At 42.4% G+C, this 19,356-nt stretch carries 17 protein-coding genes; 10 read left to right on the forward strand and 7 right to left on the reverse strand.

Annotated elements, in window-relative coordinates; genetic code table 11:
- Window positions 1-76 precede the first annotated feature (76 nt).
- From OHT75_RS07040 to OHT75_RS07060, 5 genes are all read left to right on the forward strand, one after another.
- Window positions 77-1,243: an alpha/beta hydrolase-fold protein gene (locus OHT75_RS07040; protein WP_264725781.1), complete on the forward strand. Its 1,167-nt coding sequence runs from the start codon at window positions 77-79 to the stop codon at window positions 1,241-1,243.
- Window positions 1,244-1,324: 81 nt separating this feature from the next.
- The gene (locus OHT75_RS07045; protein ID WP_264725782.1) at window positions 1,325-1,774 is read left to right on the forward strand and encodes a dCMP deaminase family protein; all 450 of its coding nucleotides are present in this window, start codon (window positions 1,325-1,327) and stop codon (window positions 1,772-1,774) included.
- Between the two features lie 351 nt (window positions 1,775-2,125).
- Window positions 2,126-2,455, forward strand: a complete 330-nt coding sequence (locus OHT75_RS07050) for a c-type cytochrome (protein ID WP_264725783.1) — start codon at window positions 2,126-2,128, stop codon at window positions 2,453-2,455.
- Between the two features lie 159 nt (window positions 2,456-2,614).
- Window positions 2,615-4,342, forward strand: coding sequence for a DUF3373 domain-containing protein (locus tag OHT75_RS07055; protein WP_264725784.1), 1,728 nt, complete (start codon window positions 2,615-2,617; stop codon window positions 4,340-4,342).
- Window positions 4,343-4,388: 46 nt separating this feature from the next.
- Window positions 4,389-5,771 carry a tetrathionate reductase family octaheme c-type cytochrome gene (locus tag OHT75_RS07060; RefSeq protein ID WP_406681988.1) on the forward strand — a complete coding sequence of 461 codons (1,383 nt, stop codon included), beginning with the start codon at window positions 4,389-4,391 and terminating at the stop codon, window positions 5,769-5,771.
- A 148-nt stretch (window positions 5,772-5,919) separates the two neighbouring features.
- Here the strand turns inward: OHT75_RS07060 and hutI are convergent, their stop codons facing one another.
- Window positions 5,920-7,146 (reverse strand): imidazolonepropionase, encoded by a 1,227-nt coding sequence (hutI, locus tag OHT75_RS07065; RefSeq protein WP_264725819.1) that lies wholly within the window; start codon window positions 7,144-7,146, stop codon window positions 5,920-5,922.
- Window positions 7,147-7,258: 112 nt separating this feature from the next.
- On the opposite strand from hutI, the gene hutC reads away from it, so the two are divergent.
- The 3 genes from hutC (at window position 7,259) to hutH (ending at window position 11,262) form a co-directional block, all read left to right on the forward strand.
- Window positions 7,259-7,966, forward strand: coding sequence for a histidine utilization repressor (gene hutC, locus OHT75_RS07070; protein WP_264725786.1), 708 nt, complete (start codon window positions 7,259-7,261; stop codon window positions 7,964-7,966).
- Window positions 7,967-8,035: 69 nt separating this feature from the next.
- Window positions 8,036-9,721 carry a urocanate hydratase gene (hutU, locus tag OHT75_RS07075; protein WP_264725787.1) on the forward strand — a complete coding sequence of 562 codons (1,686 nt, stop codon included), beginning with the start codon at window positions 8,036-8,038 and terminating at the stop codon, window positions 9,719-9,721.
- 2 nt (window positions 9,722-9,723) lie between these two features.
- Complete coding sequence (gene hutH, locus OHT75_RS07080) at window positions 9,724-11,262, forward strand: histidine ammonia-lyase (protein ID WP_264725788.1); 1,539 nt, start codon at window positions 9,724-9,726, stop codon at window positions 11,260-11,262.
- 58 nt (window positions 11,263-11,320) lie between these two features.
- Here the strand turns inward: hutH and OHT75_RS07085 are convergent, their stop codons facing one another.
- Window positions 11,321-11,863 carry a TonB-dependent receptor gene (locus OHT75_RS07085; protein WP_264725789.1) on the reverse strand — a complete coding sequence of 181 codons (543 nt, stop codon included), beginning with the start codon at window positions 11,861-11,863 and terminating at the stop codon, window positions 11,321-11,323.
- Window positions 11,864-12,069: 206 nt separating this feature from the next.
- Between OHT75_RS07085 and OHT75_RS07090 the strand changes: the two genes are divergently transcribed.
- Entirely contained in the window at window positions 12,070-13,335 is a 1,266-nt protein-coding gene (locus tag OHT75_RS07090; protein ID WP_264725790.1) for a mechanosensitive ion channel family protein, read from the forward strand.
- Between the two features lie 81 nt (window positions 13,336-13,416).
- On the opposite strand, the gene OHT75_RS07095 is transcribed toward OHT75_RS07090, so the two are convergent.
- The 5 genes from OHT75_RS07095 to OHT75_RS07115 form a co-directional block, all read right to left on the reverse strand.
- Complete coding sequence (locus OHT75_RS07095) at window positions 13,417-13,974, reverse strand: 1-acyl-sn-glycerol-3-phosphate acyltransferase (RefSeq protein WP_264725791.1); 558 nt, start codon at window positions 13,972-13,974, stop codon at window positions 13,417-13,419.
- A 192-nt stretch (window positions 13,975-14,166) separates the two neighbouring features.
- Window positions 14,167-14,634 carry a DUF2489 domain-containing protein gene (locus OHT75_RS07100; RefSeq protein ID WP_264725792.1) on the reverse strand — a complete coding sequence of 156 codons (468 nt, stop codon included), beginning with the start codon at window positions 14,632-14,634 and terminating at the stop codon, window positions 14,167-14,169.
- Window positions 14,635-14,700: 66 nt separating this feature from the next.
- Window positions 14,701-15,255: a Der GTPase-activating protein YihI gene (gene yihI, locus OHT75_RS07105; protein WP_264725793.1), complete on the reverse strand. Its 555-nt coding sequence runs from the start codon at window positions 15,253-15,255 to the stop codon at window positions 14,701-14,703.
- 54 nt (window positions 15,256-15,309) lie between these two features.
- Complete coding sequence (locus OHT75_RS07110; RefSeq protein ID WP_264725794.1) at window positions 15,310-15,972, reverse strand: methyltransferase domain-containing protein; 663 nt, start codon at window positions 15,970-15,972, stop codon at window positions 15,310-15,312.
- Window positions 15,973-16,802: 830 nt separating this feature from the next.
- A complete protein-coding gene (locus OHT75_RS07115; RefSeq protein ID WP_264725795.1) occupies window positions 16,803-17,423 on the reverse strand; it encodes a c-type cytochrome in 621 nt (206 codons plus the stop codon).
- 253 nt (window positions 17,424-17,676) lie between these two features.
- Here OHT75_RS07115 and yihA point away from each other — a divergent pair, with 253 nt between their 5' ends.
- On the forward strand, window positions 17,677-18,339 hold the full coding sequence (yihA, locus tag OHT75_RS07120) for a ribosome biogenesis GTP-binding protein YihA/YsxC (protein ID WP_264725796.1): 663 nt from the start codon (window positions 17,677-17,679) through the stop codon (window positions 18,337-18,339).
- The last annotated feature ends 1,017 nt before the right edge of the window (window positions 18,340-19,356 follow it).

Raw genomic sequence — 19,356 nt, forward strand, 5'->3', positions numbered from 1 at the left:
TCATAAGCTGTTAGTTTGTAAGCAAATAAGCGATTAAACACCAGCAAGTGCTAGATAAGTCATTCAAGGAACGAACATGATTAATATGTTAAAGCTAACTTCAACTCAGTATTTCTGGGCTCTGCTGGGCTTGTTATTACTGGCTCTTTCACCTCAATCTGTGGCACAACAAACACTTGATACTTTGAAGGTGACCTCAACAAGTTATCAAGGTAGCGCAGATTTCTTAGTCACATTACCCAATAAATACGCTGAAAATACTGATAAAAAATATATCGTATTGATCGATTTTCATCCGGCAAGCCAACCTTATTTAGCGGGGCTACATCATTGGATGAGCCATAATGGCGGCTGGCCATGGTTAGAAACGATTATTGTTACCGCACCAGACGGCCATGAAGGCTTAGGCAAGCTAAAGACTTTTGCTAATGGTGAGCAGGGACAAGCATTTTTAAACTTTATTGAGCACGATTTATTAACTGCGATAGATAACAAATACCGCACCAATGGATTTAAAATACTCAGTGGATTTACCGGTAACGCCACATTAGGTTTGTTTACGTTAATACAAAGACCGAAGCTATTTAATGCCTATATCGTTGCGAGCCCGATTTTGAGTGAAAATTATCTTTCAGTGATGAGTGACACACCCAACTTAGCCCCTGCACTTGCTAAGCTCGCGCAACCGAGAATGCTATTTTTGTCGCGTGCCGATAGTGATTTTGAGCAAAGACAAATATCTGATTTTGATGCTCTTGTCATGACATTAAAGCAAAAAGCACCAAGCAACTTATTATGGCAAAGTAAGGTGTTTACAGGTTCTTATTATATGTCACAACCCGCATTGGCAACGATTTATGCCATTGAGCAAATATTTAACGACGTCCATACCGTTATTAAGCCAGATTCGAGTATTGGTAAAAATGGACCCGAAGCGATTTATGCATATTTTCAACAAGTATCAAATAAGTATGGTTTTGAAGTCAGCGCGGCAGATTCTTTGTTCGAGTTAGCAAAATCTAAAACAGAGCCAAAAGATGCTTTAGTTATTTATCAGTTTGCCGTTGCAAAATACCCTCAAAATGCGCATACCCATCATGGTTTAGCAACAGGGTTTGCCGCTATAGGCGACATGCCAAAAGCGATAGCCGAATTGCAATTAGCAATAACGATGACAAACCACCCTTTTTATCTTCATCGCTGGGGAAAATTACTTGAACAATATCAAGCTAAATCCCCCTAATAAGGTGATCAGTTTCATTTAGTTTAGATGGTATGATAGATCAGCAACTTGGCTTAATAATATACGTATAAGGCAGTTATTATGATTTCAAAGTGGGCAAAACGTTTTTTTCAAATGGCTGAGCTTGTCGGGTCTTGGAGTAAGGACCCTTCCACGCAAGTGGGCGCGGTGATCACTAAACATAATCGCATTGTGTCGGTGGGATTTAATGGTTATCCCCACGGTATTTCGGATAGTGCTGAAACCGATGACCGTGAGATGAAGTTGCTAAAAACCCTGCATGCTGAAGAAAATGCCATTCTGTTCGCCAAGCGCGATCTTGATGGCTGCGATATTTGGGTGACTCATTTTCCTTGCCCGAACTGTGCGGCTAAAATTATCCAAACGGGCATTACGGGAGTATTTTGCCCCGAGCAAAGTGATGACTTTCTATCTCGTTGGGGGGATAAGATTAAAATCAGCCAAGAGATGTTTTTACAGGCGGGTGTCAAAGTCAATTGGCTGCCAGTGGATGAACTGAACGAGAAGTAAGCTTTACTTTCACCATAAAAAATCGCCTGCATCGGCGATTTTTTATTTTAAAGGCTATTGTGATTTTGCAATTCAATGGGTTAGCCATTTCTATCTTATTGCTTTCAATACAACATTTCTCCCTAGCGTATCTTTTTGTTTAATGCCAAGACCCTTTTGTGCTTAAAAACAGCAATGTTATAATCACATTCATTAGATTTTGTTCAATAATATTTTTATCAATTAGATTTTTTGCATGAACATGATCAACATCAAATAATCACCTATCACTTTTGGGTAACATCATTAACAAGGCAGCAAAATATATATTTATTTTGCTGCAGCATAAAAATAGCCACTTAAGAGGTACAGATGATGAAACCAATACAACAATTAGGCGTAATAATCGCGGTGATATTAACCCTTGGCAGTTCTGCGATGGCTGCTGATGGCGGCAATCCTAAAAAGGGAAAACATCTCTATAAAAAAGAATGTAAAGCCTGTCATGGCGCAAACAGTGAAGGGCCAGAGTTAACCCCAATGGCAAAAACAATGGCTCAATGGGATAGGTTTTTCCTGCGCGATCAACACAAATCAAAACCTGAAGTGTTTAAGGCGCTATCAGAACAAGAACTAAAAGATATCCAGCAGTTTTTGTATGACCACGCTGCAGATTCAGATCAGCCCCAAACCTGCGGCTAACTCTTTATAGCTGATGTTATTGGCAGGTTTTAAACCAGGCCACCAGCAAACCCAAATTAATGTAGAAAAAACGAGGATTAGCCTCATGGATTTCTGCACCCTAAATTTAGCTAACTCGATTGATTTATCAGGGTTAGCGTAAAACAAGGAAGCACTATTATGCGAACCTTAATCTCAATTTTAGTGGCAAACGCACTAGCAATAAGCAGCATGGCTGTTGCAGCAGACGCAGTACAAATAAGCGATGATGCGCAAAAAATTGCCGAACTACAACGCCAACTTGCTGACATCACCGATGAACTTGACGATATAAATAGTCGAGTTGATAAAACCGAAAAGCATAGCGCATTAGATAGAATTAGTATCACTGGGGACTTTAGAACCAAAGTTCACTCTTTACATTACCAAAATGTCACCTGGAACCCTGCCATGAATGTCGATTTTTCTGACTTTGGTGCCAAGGCAATGTCAGGCGGATTTGGCTCGCCAACCGATGCAAATTCTCCCCTAGGGCAAATGATGATGGCAAATCCTGATTTGGCTCAAGCATTTCAAAATGGCCAATTGCACGGGGTGATGCCCTATGTTTTGGCGCCAAAAACCATGCAAGATATAGACAATGATTTGTTTTATACCACGCGCTTACGCTTAGATTTAAAAGCCAAAGTTTGGGATAACGTCAGCTTTTCCGGTCGCTTAGCAATGTATAAAAATTGGGGCGACTCAACCGGTACTCAGGTTTTTGACTCTTGGCGATCATTCACGATGGACGGCACCAGCAGCGGTAACACAAGCGGCGACTGGTTAAGGGTCGAGCGTGCTTATTTTGACTGGCGTAATATTGGTGGCAGTGAAACCTACTTGTCCATTGGCCGTCGCCCCTCTACCTACGGCCCACCCAGTCATTACCGAGAAAATGAAATGCGCGGTGGCACACCGTCTGGGCATTTAGTTAACTTCAACTTCGATGGTGCAACCTTAGGTTACAACCTTGGTGAAATAACCGGTATTGATGGTCAGGTTGTGCGTTTTTGTTATGGGCAGGGCTTTGAATCTCAGTGGGGAAATGGCGAAATGTTTGGTGACATAGTCACTAAAGATACGCACTTAGGCGGCTTTAATATTGATGCCATTAATGATGGTAATCACTTCCTACAACTTACCCTTTTTGGTGCAAAAGACGTTAATGATGGTTTTAAGGGCACAATGGCATTTCCAACTCAATTAGCAGGAATTTTTGCCCCAACCATGTATCAGGATATGCAAAAGTTCGACAATTTTAACTTTGTCACCCGCGTGCAACCAAGTGGCGTTATTGGCGACATGTATTTAGGCGGTATCGGTTATGCCTACGAAAGTGATGACGACATTAAAGTGTTTGCCTCGCTTGGATGGACCCGCGCTGAACCCAATGGTAATAGCGGGTTATTTGGGGGCATGTTAAGTGATGCGGTCTTTGAAGCTGAGCTAAATAGCACAGGCACTGAGATTATTATGGTGCCTAAATATGCTGATGATAGTTCATCAAAAGATGGTTATGGCATATATGTGGGTATGCAAATACCTGCACCATTAGGCAAGTTTGGCTTGGAGTATAACTATGGCTCTGAATATTGGACGCCATTCACTCAGGCGCAAGATGCCCCTGTAGGCAGCAAGCTCGCCACGCGCGGACATGTGGCCGAGGCTTATTACATTTTTGACATTAATCCTCGAATGTTCATCAAGCTAGCCGGGCTTTATTACGACTATGAATACACTGGCAGCGGCACGCCCGTTGGTGCACCACAGAAAATTGATGACGTCATGGCAGGCACGGCATTTTCGATGTTGCCTGTGGTTGATACGGCTTTTGATATTAATGCCTCATTAACCGTTAATTTCTAATCATGGTGCCCCAGCTTGCTGGGGCAAGGAGTATACGATGAAAACCATGACATTATTTATGGTGCTAGCATTAAGTAGTCCACTAGCTTATGCCAAATTTGACCACAAAGAAGCAATAACAGGGCCCTTTACGCAAGGTACAGATGTGACTTCTCAATGTATTGAGTGTCACGAGGATCATGCCAAAGAGTTTATGAAATCATCGCATTGGACCTGGGAGTTAAAACAAGACCTCCCCGGAAGAACCGTCATGCGTGGCAAGAAAAATAGCATTAACAACTTCTGTGTATCGATAAGCGGTAACGAACCTCGTTGCACCAGTTGTCATGCTGGCTATGGCTGGAAAGACAATAGTTTCGATTTTTCTGACATGACAAAAGTCGATTGTTTAGTGTGTCACGATACAACGGGAACCTATGTCAAAGAGCCTGCGGGAGCGGGAGAGCCTATGGCTAAAGTTGATCTCACACGGGTAGCCCAACATGTTGGCCAGCCAGTGCGAGATAACTGCGGAACATGTCACTTTTATGGTGGCGGTGGCGATGCGGTCAAGCATGGCGATTTAGATTCATCCATGTCTTACCCCGATAAAGCGACCGATGTGCATATGGATACCGATGGTAACGATTTTCAGTGCCAAACCTGCCATACCACTGAAAGCCATCAAATTACTGGCAATGCGATGGGCGTATCGCCTGGTGGCGAAAACCCTATAGGTTGTGAGAATTGCCATGATAGTGCCCCACATCAAAATAAAAAGCTCAATACTCACACTGCCGCGGTGGCGTGTCAGACATGTCATATTCCATTTTTTGCTAAAAATGAACCAACTAAGATGCGTTGGGACTGGTCTACCGCAGGAGATAAACTGCCAGAAACCAAAGATGAATATGGTAAAAGCACTTTTATGAACAAAAAAGGCACTTTTGTTTGGCAGAAAAATGTCCCACCACAATATGCTTGGTATAACGGCACTGCTGATGCCTATATGGCGGGAGATAAAATGGATCCTAAAGGTGTAGTTAAACTCACCTATCCATTGGGCAATATCAATGATGCAAAGGCGAAGATTTACCCATTTAAAGTGCATACGGGTAAGCAAATTTACGACACTAATCTCAATATTATTATCACCCCTAAAACCTATGGCAAAGGTGGGTACTGGGATAAATATGATTGGGATCTTGCCGCAGATTTAGGCATGAAAGCCAATGCTACTATGGTGGAAAAAGGCTTAAGCTATAGCGGTCAACATGATTTTGTTGAAACCGAAATGTGGTGGCGTATTAACCACATGGTGTCACCTAAAGAGCAAGCACTACAGTGCAGTGACTGCCATAACAAAGGCCAGCGCTTAGACTGGAAAGCATTGGGATATGATGGTGACCCAATGAAAAACAAGCAAGGCAAACGTCATACTGTGAACTAAGCCCCTGCACTCCGTGCATTGATTATCCTCACTTAGGGATAACCTGTACTAAAGAGCTTAAATCGAAAATTGATTTAAGCTCTTATTTTATGCCTTACTCACTTCAAAGCACTTTGAAACAGGACATGTCATTCGATGTATAGGATGGTTATTGTTGAATGATTTTCCCTGCTTTAATCACTTGTTCACACGGATTAACCCCAAAAGTATAAGCCAGCTCAGCGGGTGAACTGATATCCCACAAGCAGAAATCAGCTTGTTTTCCTATGACTAAACTGCCTACCTGGTTATCAATCCCCAATGCTTTGGCGGCATTGATGGTCATGCCTTTAAGCGCTTCTTCTGGCGTTAGGCGGAATAAGGTACACGCCATATTCAGCATTAATTTAGAAGAGCAAATGGGCGATGAACCTGGGTTAAAATCGCTTGCGATCACCATTGGCACCTTGTATTGGCGCAGTAACTCAATGGGAGGCAATGTTGTTTCTCGTAAAAAATAGTAGGCCCCTGGCAGTAATACGGCACAGGTACCGCTTTCACTCAGCGCTTTTACGCCAGCCTCATCCAAATGTTCAATATGATCGACAGACAATGCGTTTAACCGTGCGGCAAGTTCACTGCCGCCAATATTTGATAATTGCTCGGCATGCAGTTTGATTGATAAGCCGGCATTTTTGGCCGCAATCAGTACCCGTTCGGTTTGCTGCAGATTAAACGCAATGCCTTCACAAAAGACATCCACGGCATCGGCAAGTTGATGCTCTATTACCTGCGGTAGCATCTCATTAATCACTAAATCGACATACGCATCGGGTTGGTTTTTATATTCGGCAGGAATGGCGTGGGCGCCTAAAAATGTGGTTTTCACATCGATATGATGATGTTGGCCTAACTCTTTTGCGACGCGGAGTAACTTGAGTTCAGTTGCAGTATCTAGACCATAGCCTGATTTGATTTCAACCGTTGTCACACCTTCCTTAGCCAAAGCATTTAAGCGTTTACGCCCAAGATCAAACAGGGTTGCCTCATCTGCTTCACGACAAGCCTCAACGGTTGAAATAATACCGCCACCAGCGCGAGCAATGTCTTCATAACTTGCGCCCTGTAAGCGCAGTTCAAACTCATTGGCACGACTGCCAGCAAAAACCAAATGGGTGTGGGCATCAATCAGGCCTGGGGTGATCCATTTACCTTTACCTCGGTAAATCGGCGTGGCTAGTGCATCAAACTGAGGCAGATTTGCACGAGGACCTATCCAAGCCACTTTGCCGTCTTTTACGGCAATTGCAGCATTTTCAATTGCGCCATATGGCACTGATGATGCCATATCCATAGTGGCGACATTGACATCAATCCATACTTGGTCCCAGTTCATAGCCATTCTCTTCATTCTTTTTGATTGTTAATCAAACAATACTTGATCTTGCTTGTATATACAAGCTAGGATGAGTGCTATTAATCTGCATTATTTGACATTGGATCACGGCATGGCGTTAGCAAAATTTGCTGAAATAAAACAATTTATCCTTGCCCGTATTGAAGCGGGCGAATGGGAAGAAAACGCCCGGGTGCCATCAGAAAATCAACTCACCGAGATGTTCAATTGTAGCCGAATGACCGCCAGACGGGCATTAACGGAACTGGTCGAGGCAGGCATTTTAGAACGTACCCAAGGTTTAGGGACATTTGTTGCGGGACTAAAATCACAATCATCATTACTGAACATCCGTAATATTGCCGACGAAATTAAAGAGCGTGGCCACGGTTACAGTGTGAAGCAACTTGAACTGACCCAAATAGAAGCCGTTGCGCCTATTGCGATTGCATTGGGATTAGAAGTGGGCAGTCCGGTTTTTTACTCGGTTTTGATTCATTGCGAGCAAGGATTACCTTTGCAATTAGAAGAACGCTTTGTTAATCCGCATTTAATTCCCGACTATTTATCGCAAAATTTTACCCAGCAAACGCCGCATGAATATTTATCGCAAGTGGCTCCATTAACGGAGGCGCGCCATACCGTTGAAGCCATTATAGCCAATGAGCAAATTCAGCAGCGTCTTGAGATTTCTGCCACCGAGCCATGTTTACAAATTATTCGGCGTACTTGGTCACGTAAAGGGGTTGTCAGCTTCGCCCGTTTAGTGCACCCCGGCAGTAAGTTCAGATTAGGCGGCCATTTAACATTTAAACGTTAATGACTGCCAAATAACAAGCAAATAACAACCACAAAAATAAAACAAACCGCACAGGTTGAAGAGGAAAAAATGGATAAACGACACGACCCAAGCCGACGCATTATCGCCCCCCATGGCACCACACTCAGCTGTAAAAGTTGGTTAACTGAAGCGCCGATGCGCATGCTAATGAATAATCTGCACCCAGATGTCGCCGAAAGACCCGAAGATTTAGTCGTTTATGGTGGTATAGGTCGAGCAGCGCGTGATTGGCAAAGTTATGACAAAATTATCGAGGTATTGCAGCGTCTAGAAGATGACGAAACCTTATTAGTGCAATCTGGCAAACCTGTTGGTGTGTTCCGTACCCATGCAGATGCCCCTCGAGTATTGATTGCCAACTCAAACTTAGTGCCGCACTGGGCTAATTGGGAGCACTTTAACGAGTTAGACAAAAAAGGCCTGGCCATGTATGGCCAAATGACCGCAGGTTCGTGGATTTATATTGGTACCCAAGGCATTGTCCAAGGCACATACGAAACCTTCGTTTCTGTGGCTAAACAGCACTTTGATGGCGTTGCCCAAGGCAAATGGGTATTAACTGGTGGCTTAGGCGGCATGGGCGGTGCGCAGCCATTAGCTGGCACGATGGCGGGTTTCTCGGTGTTGGCCTGTGAAGTGGATGAAACGCGTATCGATTTTCGTCTGCGTACTCGTTATGTGGATAAAAAAGCCAAAAGCTTAGATGAAGCCTTGGCTATGTTAGATGAGGCTAAAAAAGTCGGTAAACCTGTGTCTGTTGGCTTACTTGGTAATGCCGCGGATGTGTTTAGCGAACTTGTAGCGCGTGGTATTACCCCAGATGTGGTGACCGACCAAACATCAGCACATGATCCGCTAAATGGTTACTTGCCACAGGGCTGGACTTTAGAGCATGCCGCGCAAATGCGTAAAACTGATGAAGCCGCGGTAGTTAAAGCGGCTAAAGAGTCAATGGCAGTACAAGTGCAGGCGATGCTGACGTTACAAGATAAAGGGGCGGCTACCTTAGATTACGGCAACAACATCCGCCAAATGGCATTTGATGTTGGTGTAAAAAATGCGTTTGATTTCCCTGGATTTGTGCCCGCTTATATTCGTCCCCTGTTCTGTGAAGGTATTGGTCCATTCCGTTGGGTCGCTTTATCGGGTGATCCAGAAGATATTTATAAAACCGATGCCAAAGTGAAAGAGCTGATACCCGATGATAAGCATCTGCATAATTGGCTAGATATGGCGCGTGAACGCATTGCTTTTCAAGGGTTACCTGCGCGTATTTGTTGGGTTGGCTTAAAAGATCGTGCTCGCTTGGCGGCCGCATTTAATGAAATGGTTAAATCCGGCGAGTTATCTGCACCTGTGGTTATTGGCCGTGATCATCTTGATTCAGGCTCAGTGGCAAGTCCAAATCGCGAAACTGAGTCTATGATGGATGGCTCGGATGCCGTATCAGACTGGCCTTTATTGAATGCCTTATTAAATACAGCTAGCGGTGCAACTTGGGTGTCTTTGCACCATGGTGGTGGTGTTGGAATGGGCTTTAGTCAACATTCTGGTGTGGTGATTGTATGTGATGGTACCGATGCCGCTGCTAAGCGTGTTGAACGTGTGTTATGGAATGATCCCGCAACAGGTGTGATGCGTCATGCTGATGCCGGATACGATATTGCCAAAAACTGCGCTAAAGAACAGGGGTTAGATTTACCTATGGTTTCAACAAGTCAGGCAGGAGCGTAATAATGGCTAAACATGTATTCACACTCACTCCTGGTACGTTAACCCTTGCTGAATTACGCCAAATTAGCCGTAACGCTGTTGAACTCAAGCTTGCCGACAGTGCCATTGCAGAAATTAATCAAAGCGCTGAAATTGTCCAACAAGTTTTACGTGAAGGTCGCACGGTTTATGGCATCAATACTGGGTTTGGTTTATTAGCGAACACCAAAATTGCGCCAGATGATTTGCAATTGCTACAACGCTCTATTGTGCTGTCACATGCCGCAGGTATGGGACAATATATGCAAGATGCGACCGTGCGTTTAATGATGGTCTTAAAAATTAACTCACTAAGTCGTGGCTTTTCGGGTATTCGACTCGAAGTGATTAATTTTCTTATTAAATTGGTTAATGCTGGCGTTTATCCTTGCGTTCCTGAAAAAGGCTCAGTTGGCGCGTCGGGCGATTTAGCCCCATTGGCACATATGTGTTTGCCCTTACTAGGCGAAGGTGAAATGAGCTTTCAAGGTGAGCTCATCAGTGCCAAAGAAGGCTTAGAAATTGCTGGATTAGCACCCCTAGAGTTAGCCGCCAAAGAAGGTTTAGCATTATTAAATGGTACACAAGCATCCACGGCCTTAGCGCTAGAAGGCTTATTCAACGCTGAAGATTTGTTTGCCGCAAGCTCAGTGATTGGTGCGATGAGTGTTGAAGCCGCGATGGGCAGCCGTAGTCCATTCGATGCCCGCATTCATGCCGCGCGTGGGCAAAAAGGTCAAATTGATTCAGCTGCAATTTTCCGCCATTTATTAGGTGAAAACTCACAGATTAGCCAAAGTCACGCAAATTGTGAAAAAGTGCAAGACCCTTATTCTTTACGTTGTCAGCCGCAGGTATTAGGAGCGTGTTTAACTCAGATCCGCCATGCTGCCGAAGTATTAGGAGTTGAAGCAAACGGCGTGACCGATAATCCATTAGTCTTCCAAGACACGGGGGATATTATTTCTGGTGGTAATTTCCATGCAGAACCAGTTGCTATGGCGGCAGATAACTTAGCTATCGCGATTGCTGAATTAGGGGCGATTTCTGAGCGGCGTATGGCGTTGTTGATTGACTCTAGCCTCTCAAAATTACCGCCATTTTTGGTCAATAATGGCGGGGTTAACTCAGGCTTTATGATTGCGCAGGTTACCGCTGCGGCTTTGGCTTCTGAAAACAAAACCTATGCGCATCCTGCATCGGTAGACAGTTTACCGACATCTGCGAATCAAGAAGACCATGTGTCGATGGCCACCTTTGCTGCACGTCGCTTACGTGATATGAGTGAAAATACCCGTGGTGTACTGGCCATTGAGATGTTAGCCGCTGCGCAGGGACTTGATTTTAGAGCACCGTTATTGCCCAGTGAAGCCGTCGCTAAAGCCAAAGCAGAGTTAAGGGAGGTGGTGAGTTTTTATGATCAAGACCGCTTCTTTGCGCCTGATATTGAAAATGCCATTGAATTACTGCTACAAGCAAACTTCAATACTTACTTACCACTGGGAATGATCCCAAGCCGGTAAATATCACGTCACAATACAAAGGGCAGCCATGCCTTTTGTATTGTGACTAAACGCGGTTTTACATGCTAAACCCTATGCTAAAGATTGCCGCTTGAGTATAGGTATCATAACCTGCCCCAATAATAACACCTTTAACTAAATCGTATCTTAGCCCGAATTCTGCGCCCCAATTTCTGTCTCGGCTCCGCTCCCAAGTGGGTTTTCCGTTTACGTCTCTTGGCGAAATATTATTGGTGTAATTAGTTTCGAAAGTATATGCCGTTGCGCCAGTGTAAAAACTGAAGTCTTGTGAAAAACTGTAACTTATACCAAAACGCCACATGTATTCTTTCAGGTATGACTCAGCAGGTTTAGGCACTTCTATAGCAGTCTCATCACCTTTGCTATAGCCAATATAGTACCCCCAGTCACTGTAATCTGGGTCAAAATGCCTTGGTGCTATCGTTAGCCCCCACATCCCTGTTGTTGTATCTACATAGTCAACAAGTAATGCGATTTCAGGTTTTAATTTGTCATGCTCTGCGCTAATTGCAACATTCGATAAGCATAATACTGATATCCCCAAAAAAGCAGACAAACTTAGTGGATAAAAACGTGTCATGGCATTCTCCAATCAAACAATGCGAATATTGTTTAATCTTTCATATAAGTGGTCAAATGATGATGCTAAAATCACTGTAAAAATAGCTGCTTGTAGCTTATTTGATGCCAGATTTTGGTAAATGAACACACTAAGCGTTAATGGGGTGTAGTCATATTGTTTGACATTAAGGCCACATTGTCACAATCAAACTAACAGGATTTAAAGTGAATACAAATTGGCGAGTTGAAGTAGCTGCTTGGCTAACAGAAATGGGCATCAATAGTCAGCCCACCGATGGTATATCAACCTCAGTGTTGTTGTTTGCCTGCTTAGTGTTGGCGAGCATTGGGTATTTCATCACCCGTCGATTTTTTGTTGCGGGTATTAACCAAGTGATTAAGCGATCTAGCGTGACTTGGGATGATATTTTTATCCGCTTCAAGATGTTTGAACGACTTGCCATGTTAGTGCCAGTGGTGATCTTAGACTTTTTAGTACCCATTGTTTTAACTGAGCATGATGTGCTGAGTGCATTTTTAGATCGCGCATTAAGCGCAATATTGGTGGTGCTAATCATTCGTGCAATTTATGCAGGCTTAAACGCAATCAATGAAATTGCTGATGTAAAAATGATAAACCGTCGTTTACCGGTAAAAAGTTTTGTTCAGCTAACTAAGTTGTTTTTATTCTTTATTGGGCTGATCGTTGTTGTTGCTGTTTTAACGGCTCAATCACCCGTGTACTTCTTCAGTGGCCTCGGGGTGGCAACGGGTTTTGTAATGCTAGTGTTCCGTGACACTATTTTAGGTTTTGTGGCGGGCATTCAATTAGCAGCAAACCGCATGGTCAGTAAAGGTGATTGGATCCAAATGGATAAATACGGCGCAGATGGTGCCGTAGAGGATGTCACACTGACTACGGTAAAGGTGCGTAATTGGGATAACACCATCACCATGATCCCCGCTTATGCGTTAGTGTCTGATGCGTTTAAAAACTGGCGCGGCATGTCTGAGTCTGGTGGCAGGCGTATTAAGCGTTCAATTAACATTGATGTTAACAGTATTAAGTTTCTCAGTGATGAAGAAAAAAACCGTTTATCTAAAGTGAATTATCTAAAAGCATATTTGCCGCAAAAACTGTCTGAGATCACCGCCGCTAATCAATTGATTAGTGATCTGGATATGCCAGTCAACGGTAGGCGATTAACCAATATTGGTACTTTCAGGATTTATCTGCAGGAATTTTTGCGCCAACATCCTAAAATTCATAAAAACATGACCTTGATGGTGCGTCAGCTTGCGCCCACAACTGAAGGCTTACCCATCGAAATCTATATTTTTACCAATGATACTCGCTGGGCTTATTACGAAGAGATACAGGCCGATATCTTTGACCATGTCTTTGCTGTACTACCTGAGTTTGATTTACAAGCCTTCCAAAATCCAACCGGGATTGATATGCGGTCAATCAATCAAAAATCCCATAGCTAGATTAAAGTGGTTGCAATAATGAGGGCTGTTCAGTACAGCCCTTGTTGTATCAGGAATAAATTAGCCATCCCATCAACTAAATCATGTTGATTTTTGATAAACAGGAATACGCTTTGGGTGGCACCCTTCGATTGTGCGATAAAAGTCCATAAGTTGATTCATTTCAACTTCGATATCACCCGTGGGCTTAAAGGCAGTAGCGATAATGATTTGCTTCTTTTTAAAGTCTAATCCCACTGGCACAATTTCAACACCGGCTTGCAAAGCAATATGATAAAAACCACTTTTCCAGCGTTTAACAGGGCTACGAGTCCCCTCAGGAGCCAATGCAAGCTTGTATGTGGGATCGTTTTTAAACAACTGTACTGCTGCATCAACAAGATTGTTGTGCTTACGACGGTCGACAGGACTACCGCCTAAGCGGCGAAAAATCCATCCCCATGGGGGGATAAATAATTGGTGTTTTCCTAAAAAGTGAATTGGGGTATTCAGGGCGCCGCGGGCTAAAATACCAATAACAAAATCCCAATTACTGGTATGCGGGCCAACACTAATAATGCAGGATGAATTAGGGCAAATGTGACCATTAAACTGCCAACCTAACTTAGCTAATAGCCAGCTACAGAATCGATTAAACATAAGTATCCTTCAATTGGCCCACATGATTATTTATTGGCGCCTTATTATGGGGTTAACTTAGCAAATCTGTTTAAGTTGGCAAGTACTTAAGTTCGAGTGAATACCTTATACCCATCGTAATACGAAAAAAATTACCCAAAGTGATGGCACTGCTGAAATGGTTATACAGAGCGAAATTATGGCAGTTTTAGCTTAATGAGTCGGCGCTTGTTCAAACTCAGCTATTTTTTTAGCTTCTTCCAAAATGGCATCACCCAAATCGGCTTCAGAGCGCATTCTGGCAAAATCCAGTTTCATACGTTGCTGTTTTGGTAAGGCTTTACGAGCCTCCATTATCGGGTGTGATTCGATTAAATGGTAGTGAACGAATAATTGGGGAAATAACGGCGTCACTTGCTCTGTCATCGATAAGGCGTCAAATAGCTTACCGATACGCACTACCCCTTCAGACAGCTCACAGCGGTCTTCTAGCATGGCATTAGCGATATAACGAATGTCGGTGAGTACTTTTTGACGGTGTTCATTCGCAACAGCCTGACGCTCTGCAAGAATACGTTGATTATTGGCTGTTTGACGTTTTAATTTCAGTAGTAATGTGGTGGCATATGCACTCAGGGCGATAATAACAATAATGGCAATAATAATGAGGGCGGTAGACACTTCGGCTCCTTACTGAATGGGGGAATAAAACACTGGCGCATTATGCGCCAGTCGATTGTGTCGCAATTAGTCTTTGGAGAAATAATCGTTCAGAAGATTTTCACCTGACTCAAAACGCGCTAATAAATCATCATCAGAATCTGACTTAGCGGTTTTTTTGGTATTTTTAGCCGGTTCAGTTTCATTTAGCCCTAGACGATCCATTAAGCGTTCAATTTGGTCTAATTGTAGGTCTAACCATTTTTGATCTTCGGCAGATAAGTCTCGGCCTTCTTCTAACATATCAAGTAAGTTATTTAGGCGCGGATCATCTTCTAACTTAAGCAGTTTCTGCTCATCAGTCATTTTAGGTTGTTTTGGTTTGTCTTTTTCAGCCGGCTTAGAGGCTTTTACCACTGGGGTTAACGCCACAGGCTTTTTACTTCCATGACGAGGATCTGTCGACTTGCCAGCATTTGAAGGGGCATTTTGCTTCAGCAAAGTTTCGTTATGACGACTACCAGATTTTTTGCCGGTTTCGCCACGTTTACCCTCTGGGGTTTTACGATCGGCTTTTTTGACTCTAGGAGCAAATTTAGGGCCGTTTTCTCCGCCCTTGCGAGTTTTTTTACTGCGCGCCATGATTATCTCAGTTACTTTTTAAAACAGATCACGTCGGCGAATAACCCACGTGCATTAAAATAGGATGCGCTTTATATCAGATCCTGATGATTTTTGCATCAAAATGAGCGCCTGCGATGCAAATAATAGCGTAAATTCGCTATTTTCGGCTAAATACTCGAAAGTTTGTTGTTGATAGAAGCTGACATGGGTGGGATTGTTTTTGTAATGCCACTTATCAAAGTGGCTTAAATCCGTTAACAGTGGTGTGCTAATCGCTAACCATCCACCAGGCTTTACTAGCCTTGATAACAACTGCCACTCTTTATTTGGGTTACGAAAATGCTCAAAAACTTTATAGCAACAAACAAAATCATAGTTTTTTTGTAGCACGCTGTGATCCGCAGCAAAAAAAGGGTCGTATTGGTTAACACTGTTGCCAGAGTCTTTAATCATTTGCATGCACTGTGGATCTAGCAGTCTGCCAAAATTGAGTCCAGACAGTGGACCTATTTGTTGCTGATTAATTTGTGCTAACAAAGGCATGATAAATTTTGATAGTTGACGCTGTTTGGCACTTTTAGGAGCGCGGCCATACCGCTGCTTTTCGACATTAGGCATCAAATGTGATTTAGGATCTGCGATAACTAAACCACAACGTGAGCAAGTATAAAAAGCGCGCTTTTTATCTTGAATGAAAAACCGTACCTGATGATTACACAAAGGACAGGGTATCATTAACTATATCAGTCCCTAAAAGTAATGTGTAATAGTAGTATATAGTGATTTTTTACCATTGAAAATATTCAAATTTATTTGGATTTAACGAAAAATAGGCAAGAAAAAAGGTGGCAGTAAACTGCCACCTTAGAAAGAGTGCAAAAGCACCTTATTCTGATTCCAAGTTTCCATACTTGCTATGCGACTTCCCGGTCGGATCCTTCTTATTTTTTCAGCTTTCCATGCAGATTAATTGTTATCGGTCATCTATGACGCTTTTTTAATATCCTGTTGCCTTCCTGACTTCAGCTTCCGTAGATGGTCTTCTATGACTCATCCTATTCCTAATCGTCATCTGTGACGTGAGTATACAATCCGTGTATCAAGTACCTTCCAGTGATATATAGCTTCCAGCATGTGCATCCTAAGCGTTAGCTTCCTTTGCCATAATTTGAATCATTCAAATTATTTCCTGTTGGCTTTTATCTCTGTTGCGTAAGGGAGTGCTAATTAGCGTATCGACCAGTAGGTCTGTTCCTTACAAATTCTGACCTGGATTTCAAATTGAAATCGCGACTCTTGTTATTATTATCGAGCGGCCTTAAGCGTATTATTATTATGGATTAACTTTATTCTTATATCTTAAATGGTAATGTCCGAAATCTGTTTTCACATTATTATTTTTAGCAATAAACAGTTGGGTTCATCTCGGTACGGGGGGTATTTAACCTTAAAAGCCTAAGCCCTGTCAAGCTTTGTTAGTGAAAGTTTACGTAAACGTCAACTTGATGATAAAAATAATGGGCTAATCAAGCCCATTATTTTAGTGGCATGTAAATAGTATAAAACTACTTAATACTTGAAATATATTTAGATAATGCTTCGATATCAGCGTCAGATAATTTCTTCGCCACATCTTGCATCATGCCATTTAAATCGTTGTTACGATTTGTATCACGGAACTTAGTCAGCTGGATTTTGATATAATTTGCGTGCTGACCAGCTAACGCAGGGAAACCTGCAGCTTCCATACCTTTAGCATCTGGACCATGGCAAGCAATACATGATGTAATCCCACGTGTCATATCACCGCCTTTGTACAGAGTCTCGCCAGCAGCAGGAACATCGGCTACATCAGCAACAACCAAGGCTTGAGATGAGAAAAATGCAGCTAAATCAGCAATATCTTGATCGCTTAAGCCGATAGCCATACTACCCATGATAGGGTCCATACGACCTTCTTTACCACCCGTTTGCATAGCAGAGCGGAATTCTTTTAATTGCTTCTCTAAGTATGATGGGTGTTGACCTGCTAATTTAGGGTACATATCAATCATACTGTTGCCGTCAACACCGTGACAGGCAGAACATACGAGTGCTTTAGTTTTGCCTGCTTCAGCATTACCTTCAGCCATAGCAGGTGATGACATAGCGGCTACTACAGACAGCGCAAGAGCTAACTTTTTCATGGCGTTCCAACTTCTTGTTAATTTATTGTCCTGAGCTTACTAGGATGACCCGCAAGCGTGGTAAAATAGTTTTCCAAGCGACAATTTGTCCACAAATGAGCGTTTTTACACAATTTTGGGGCATTTTTAATCACAATGTTAAGCTTTGCTTGGGGTTATAATGTGATCTGGCTGATATTTTACACGAAAACGTGAAAAAGGCAGCACTTGAAACATAAATATGATGTTACGTAAACATTTTCTGGAGTAAACCGTGTCTGAATCTCAAATCGACTTCCGTCAAACTAAGTTTTTAATCAGTGCACCAGATATTGCACACTTAGATCAATATCTCCCTGGCGATGTCGGTGTTGAGATAGCATTTGCGGGTCGCTCTAATGCGGGTAAATCCAGTGCATTAAACGCATTAACCGAACAAAAAAGTTTAGCCAGAACCAGTAAAACCCCAGGACGCACCCAGCTAATCAATGTGTTTTCATTAGATGCAGACCGTCGACTCGTTGATTTACCGGGTTATGGTTTCGCAAAAGTGCCATTGGCGTTAAAAAACAAATGGCAACAGGCACTTGGAGAGTATTTGCAAAAACGTGCTTGTTTGAGTGGCGTTGTGGTATTGATGGACATTCGCCATCCGCTTAAAGATTTAGATATGCAAATGATTGAATGGGCAGTGTTGAGTGAAATACCGGTATTAGCTTTATTGACAAAATCTGACAAGCTTGCACAAAACGTGAAGATGAAAACCGTCAACGCCGTACGTAAAGATTTGGCTAAATTCGGCGATTGGGTTCAAGTTGAGCCATTTTCGTCAACCAAAGGAACAGGTAAACCAAAAGTGCTGAGTATTTTAAATAAGTGGTGCCATCCACAATGGTTACTTGAACAACAAGCTCAAGCTCAAGATGAACAAGCGTAATCTTTAGCTTGTATTGATACTGAATGTCACCAAAATTTTAAGCGTAATATCATAAAATATTACGCTTTTTTATTGCTTATTTTTTGTGTTGTTCCGCTGAATATTAAGTTGGTTTACTCTACACTGACGCCATCTTGCAGCCTATGTATTTGCTGATAGTATGCCAATCGCACTCTATAACGGCTCATTCTAGCTGGTAAAAACACTCGACAATGACTTTAAATATTTAACCTTCACCCATTGACTATAAACGTTTATTAAACAGCAAGTTATATTACCAACTGTGTTTCACTCATGTACAATCGATCAGCGATTGACGTGCTAATGCGCCCTACTTGCAAAGCTAAGGCAAGTTTGCGACAAAATGAGCAAAAAAAAACCGATAACCATTAGATTATCGGTATAAAAATTCTTTAGCTCTTTTGGGGAGAAGCTAAATTCAACAAGACTCAAGCGTCATCAACTCAATTTAATGACTCTCAATGCAGACATCATAGCGCGATATGACACTTAATTAAAGTATTTACTCTAAATATTTTTAACCCTGCTTAAATGACGTGTTTTTTGGCTCGTTGGTTGAAAAAATCCAAAAAAAAGCCTCAGCAATTAATATTGCTGAGGCGCCGAATTTGGCTAGTCACTATCGCTAGTGAAATAAAGGTTTGAAAGATTGAACATCTTAACCTCTGTACCCTACGACAAGAATAATACCTCATTAGCCTTAAATTGAAAAACTGTTTTTCGTAAAAAACGACAATTATGTGATAATGAGCACAAGTTCATTGTCTTTTTTGCGATGTTGACTAGGATCGGTCGCTCTTTCGAGGTTATTTTTTGCTGTGAATCATTTTTAACTCGAACAAAGTTCAACCAGCAAAGATCAATAGCCCCGAATGAGTCTTAATGGTGGGGGCCATTATTTAACTTCCTTTCAATTTTTATCTAAACAGGTTTGAGTTCAGGCTAAGTGATGCTGTGCAAATACTCCGCTTTCAAAATAACCTCAACTCGAGTTAA

Origin of the sequence: Shewanella subflava (genome assembly GCF_025971955.1) — a bacterium.
GTDB classification, from domain to species: Bacteria; Pseudomonadota; Gammaproteobacteria; order Enterobacterales; family Shewanellaceae; genus Shewanella; species Shewanella subflava.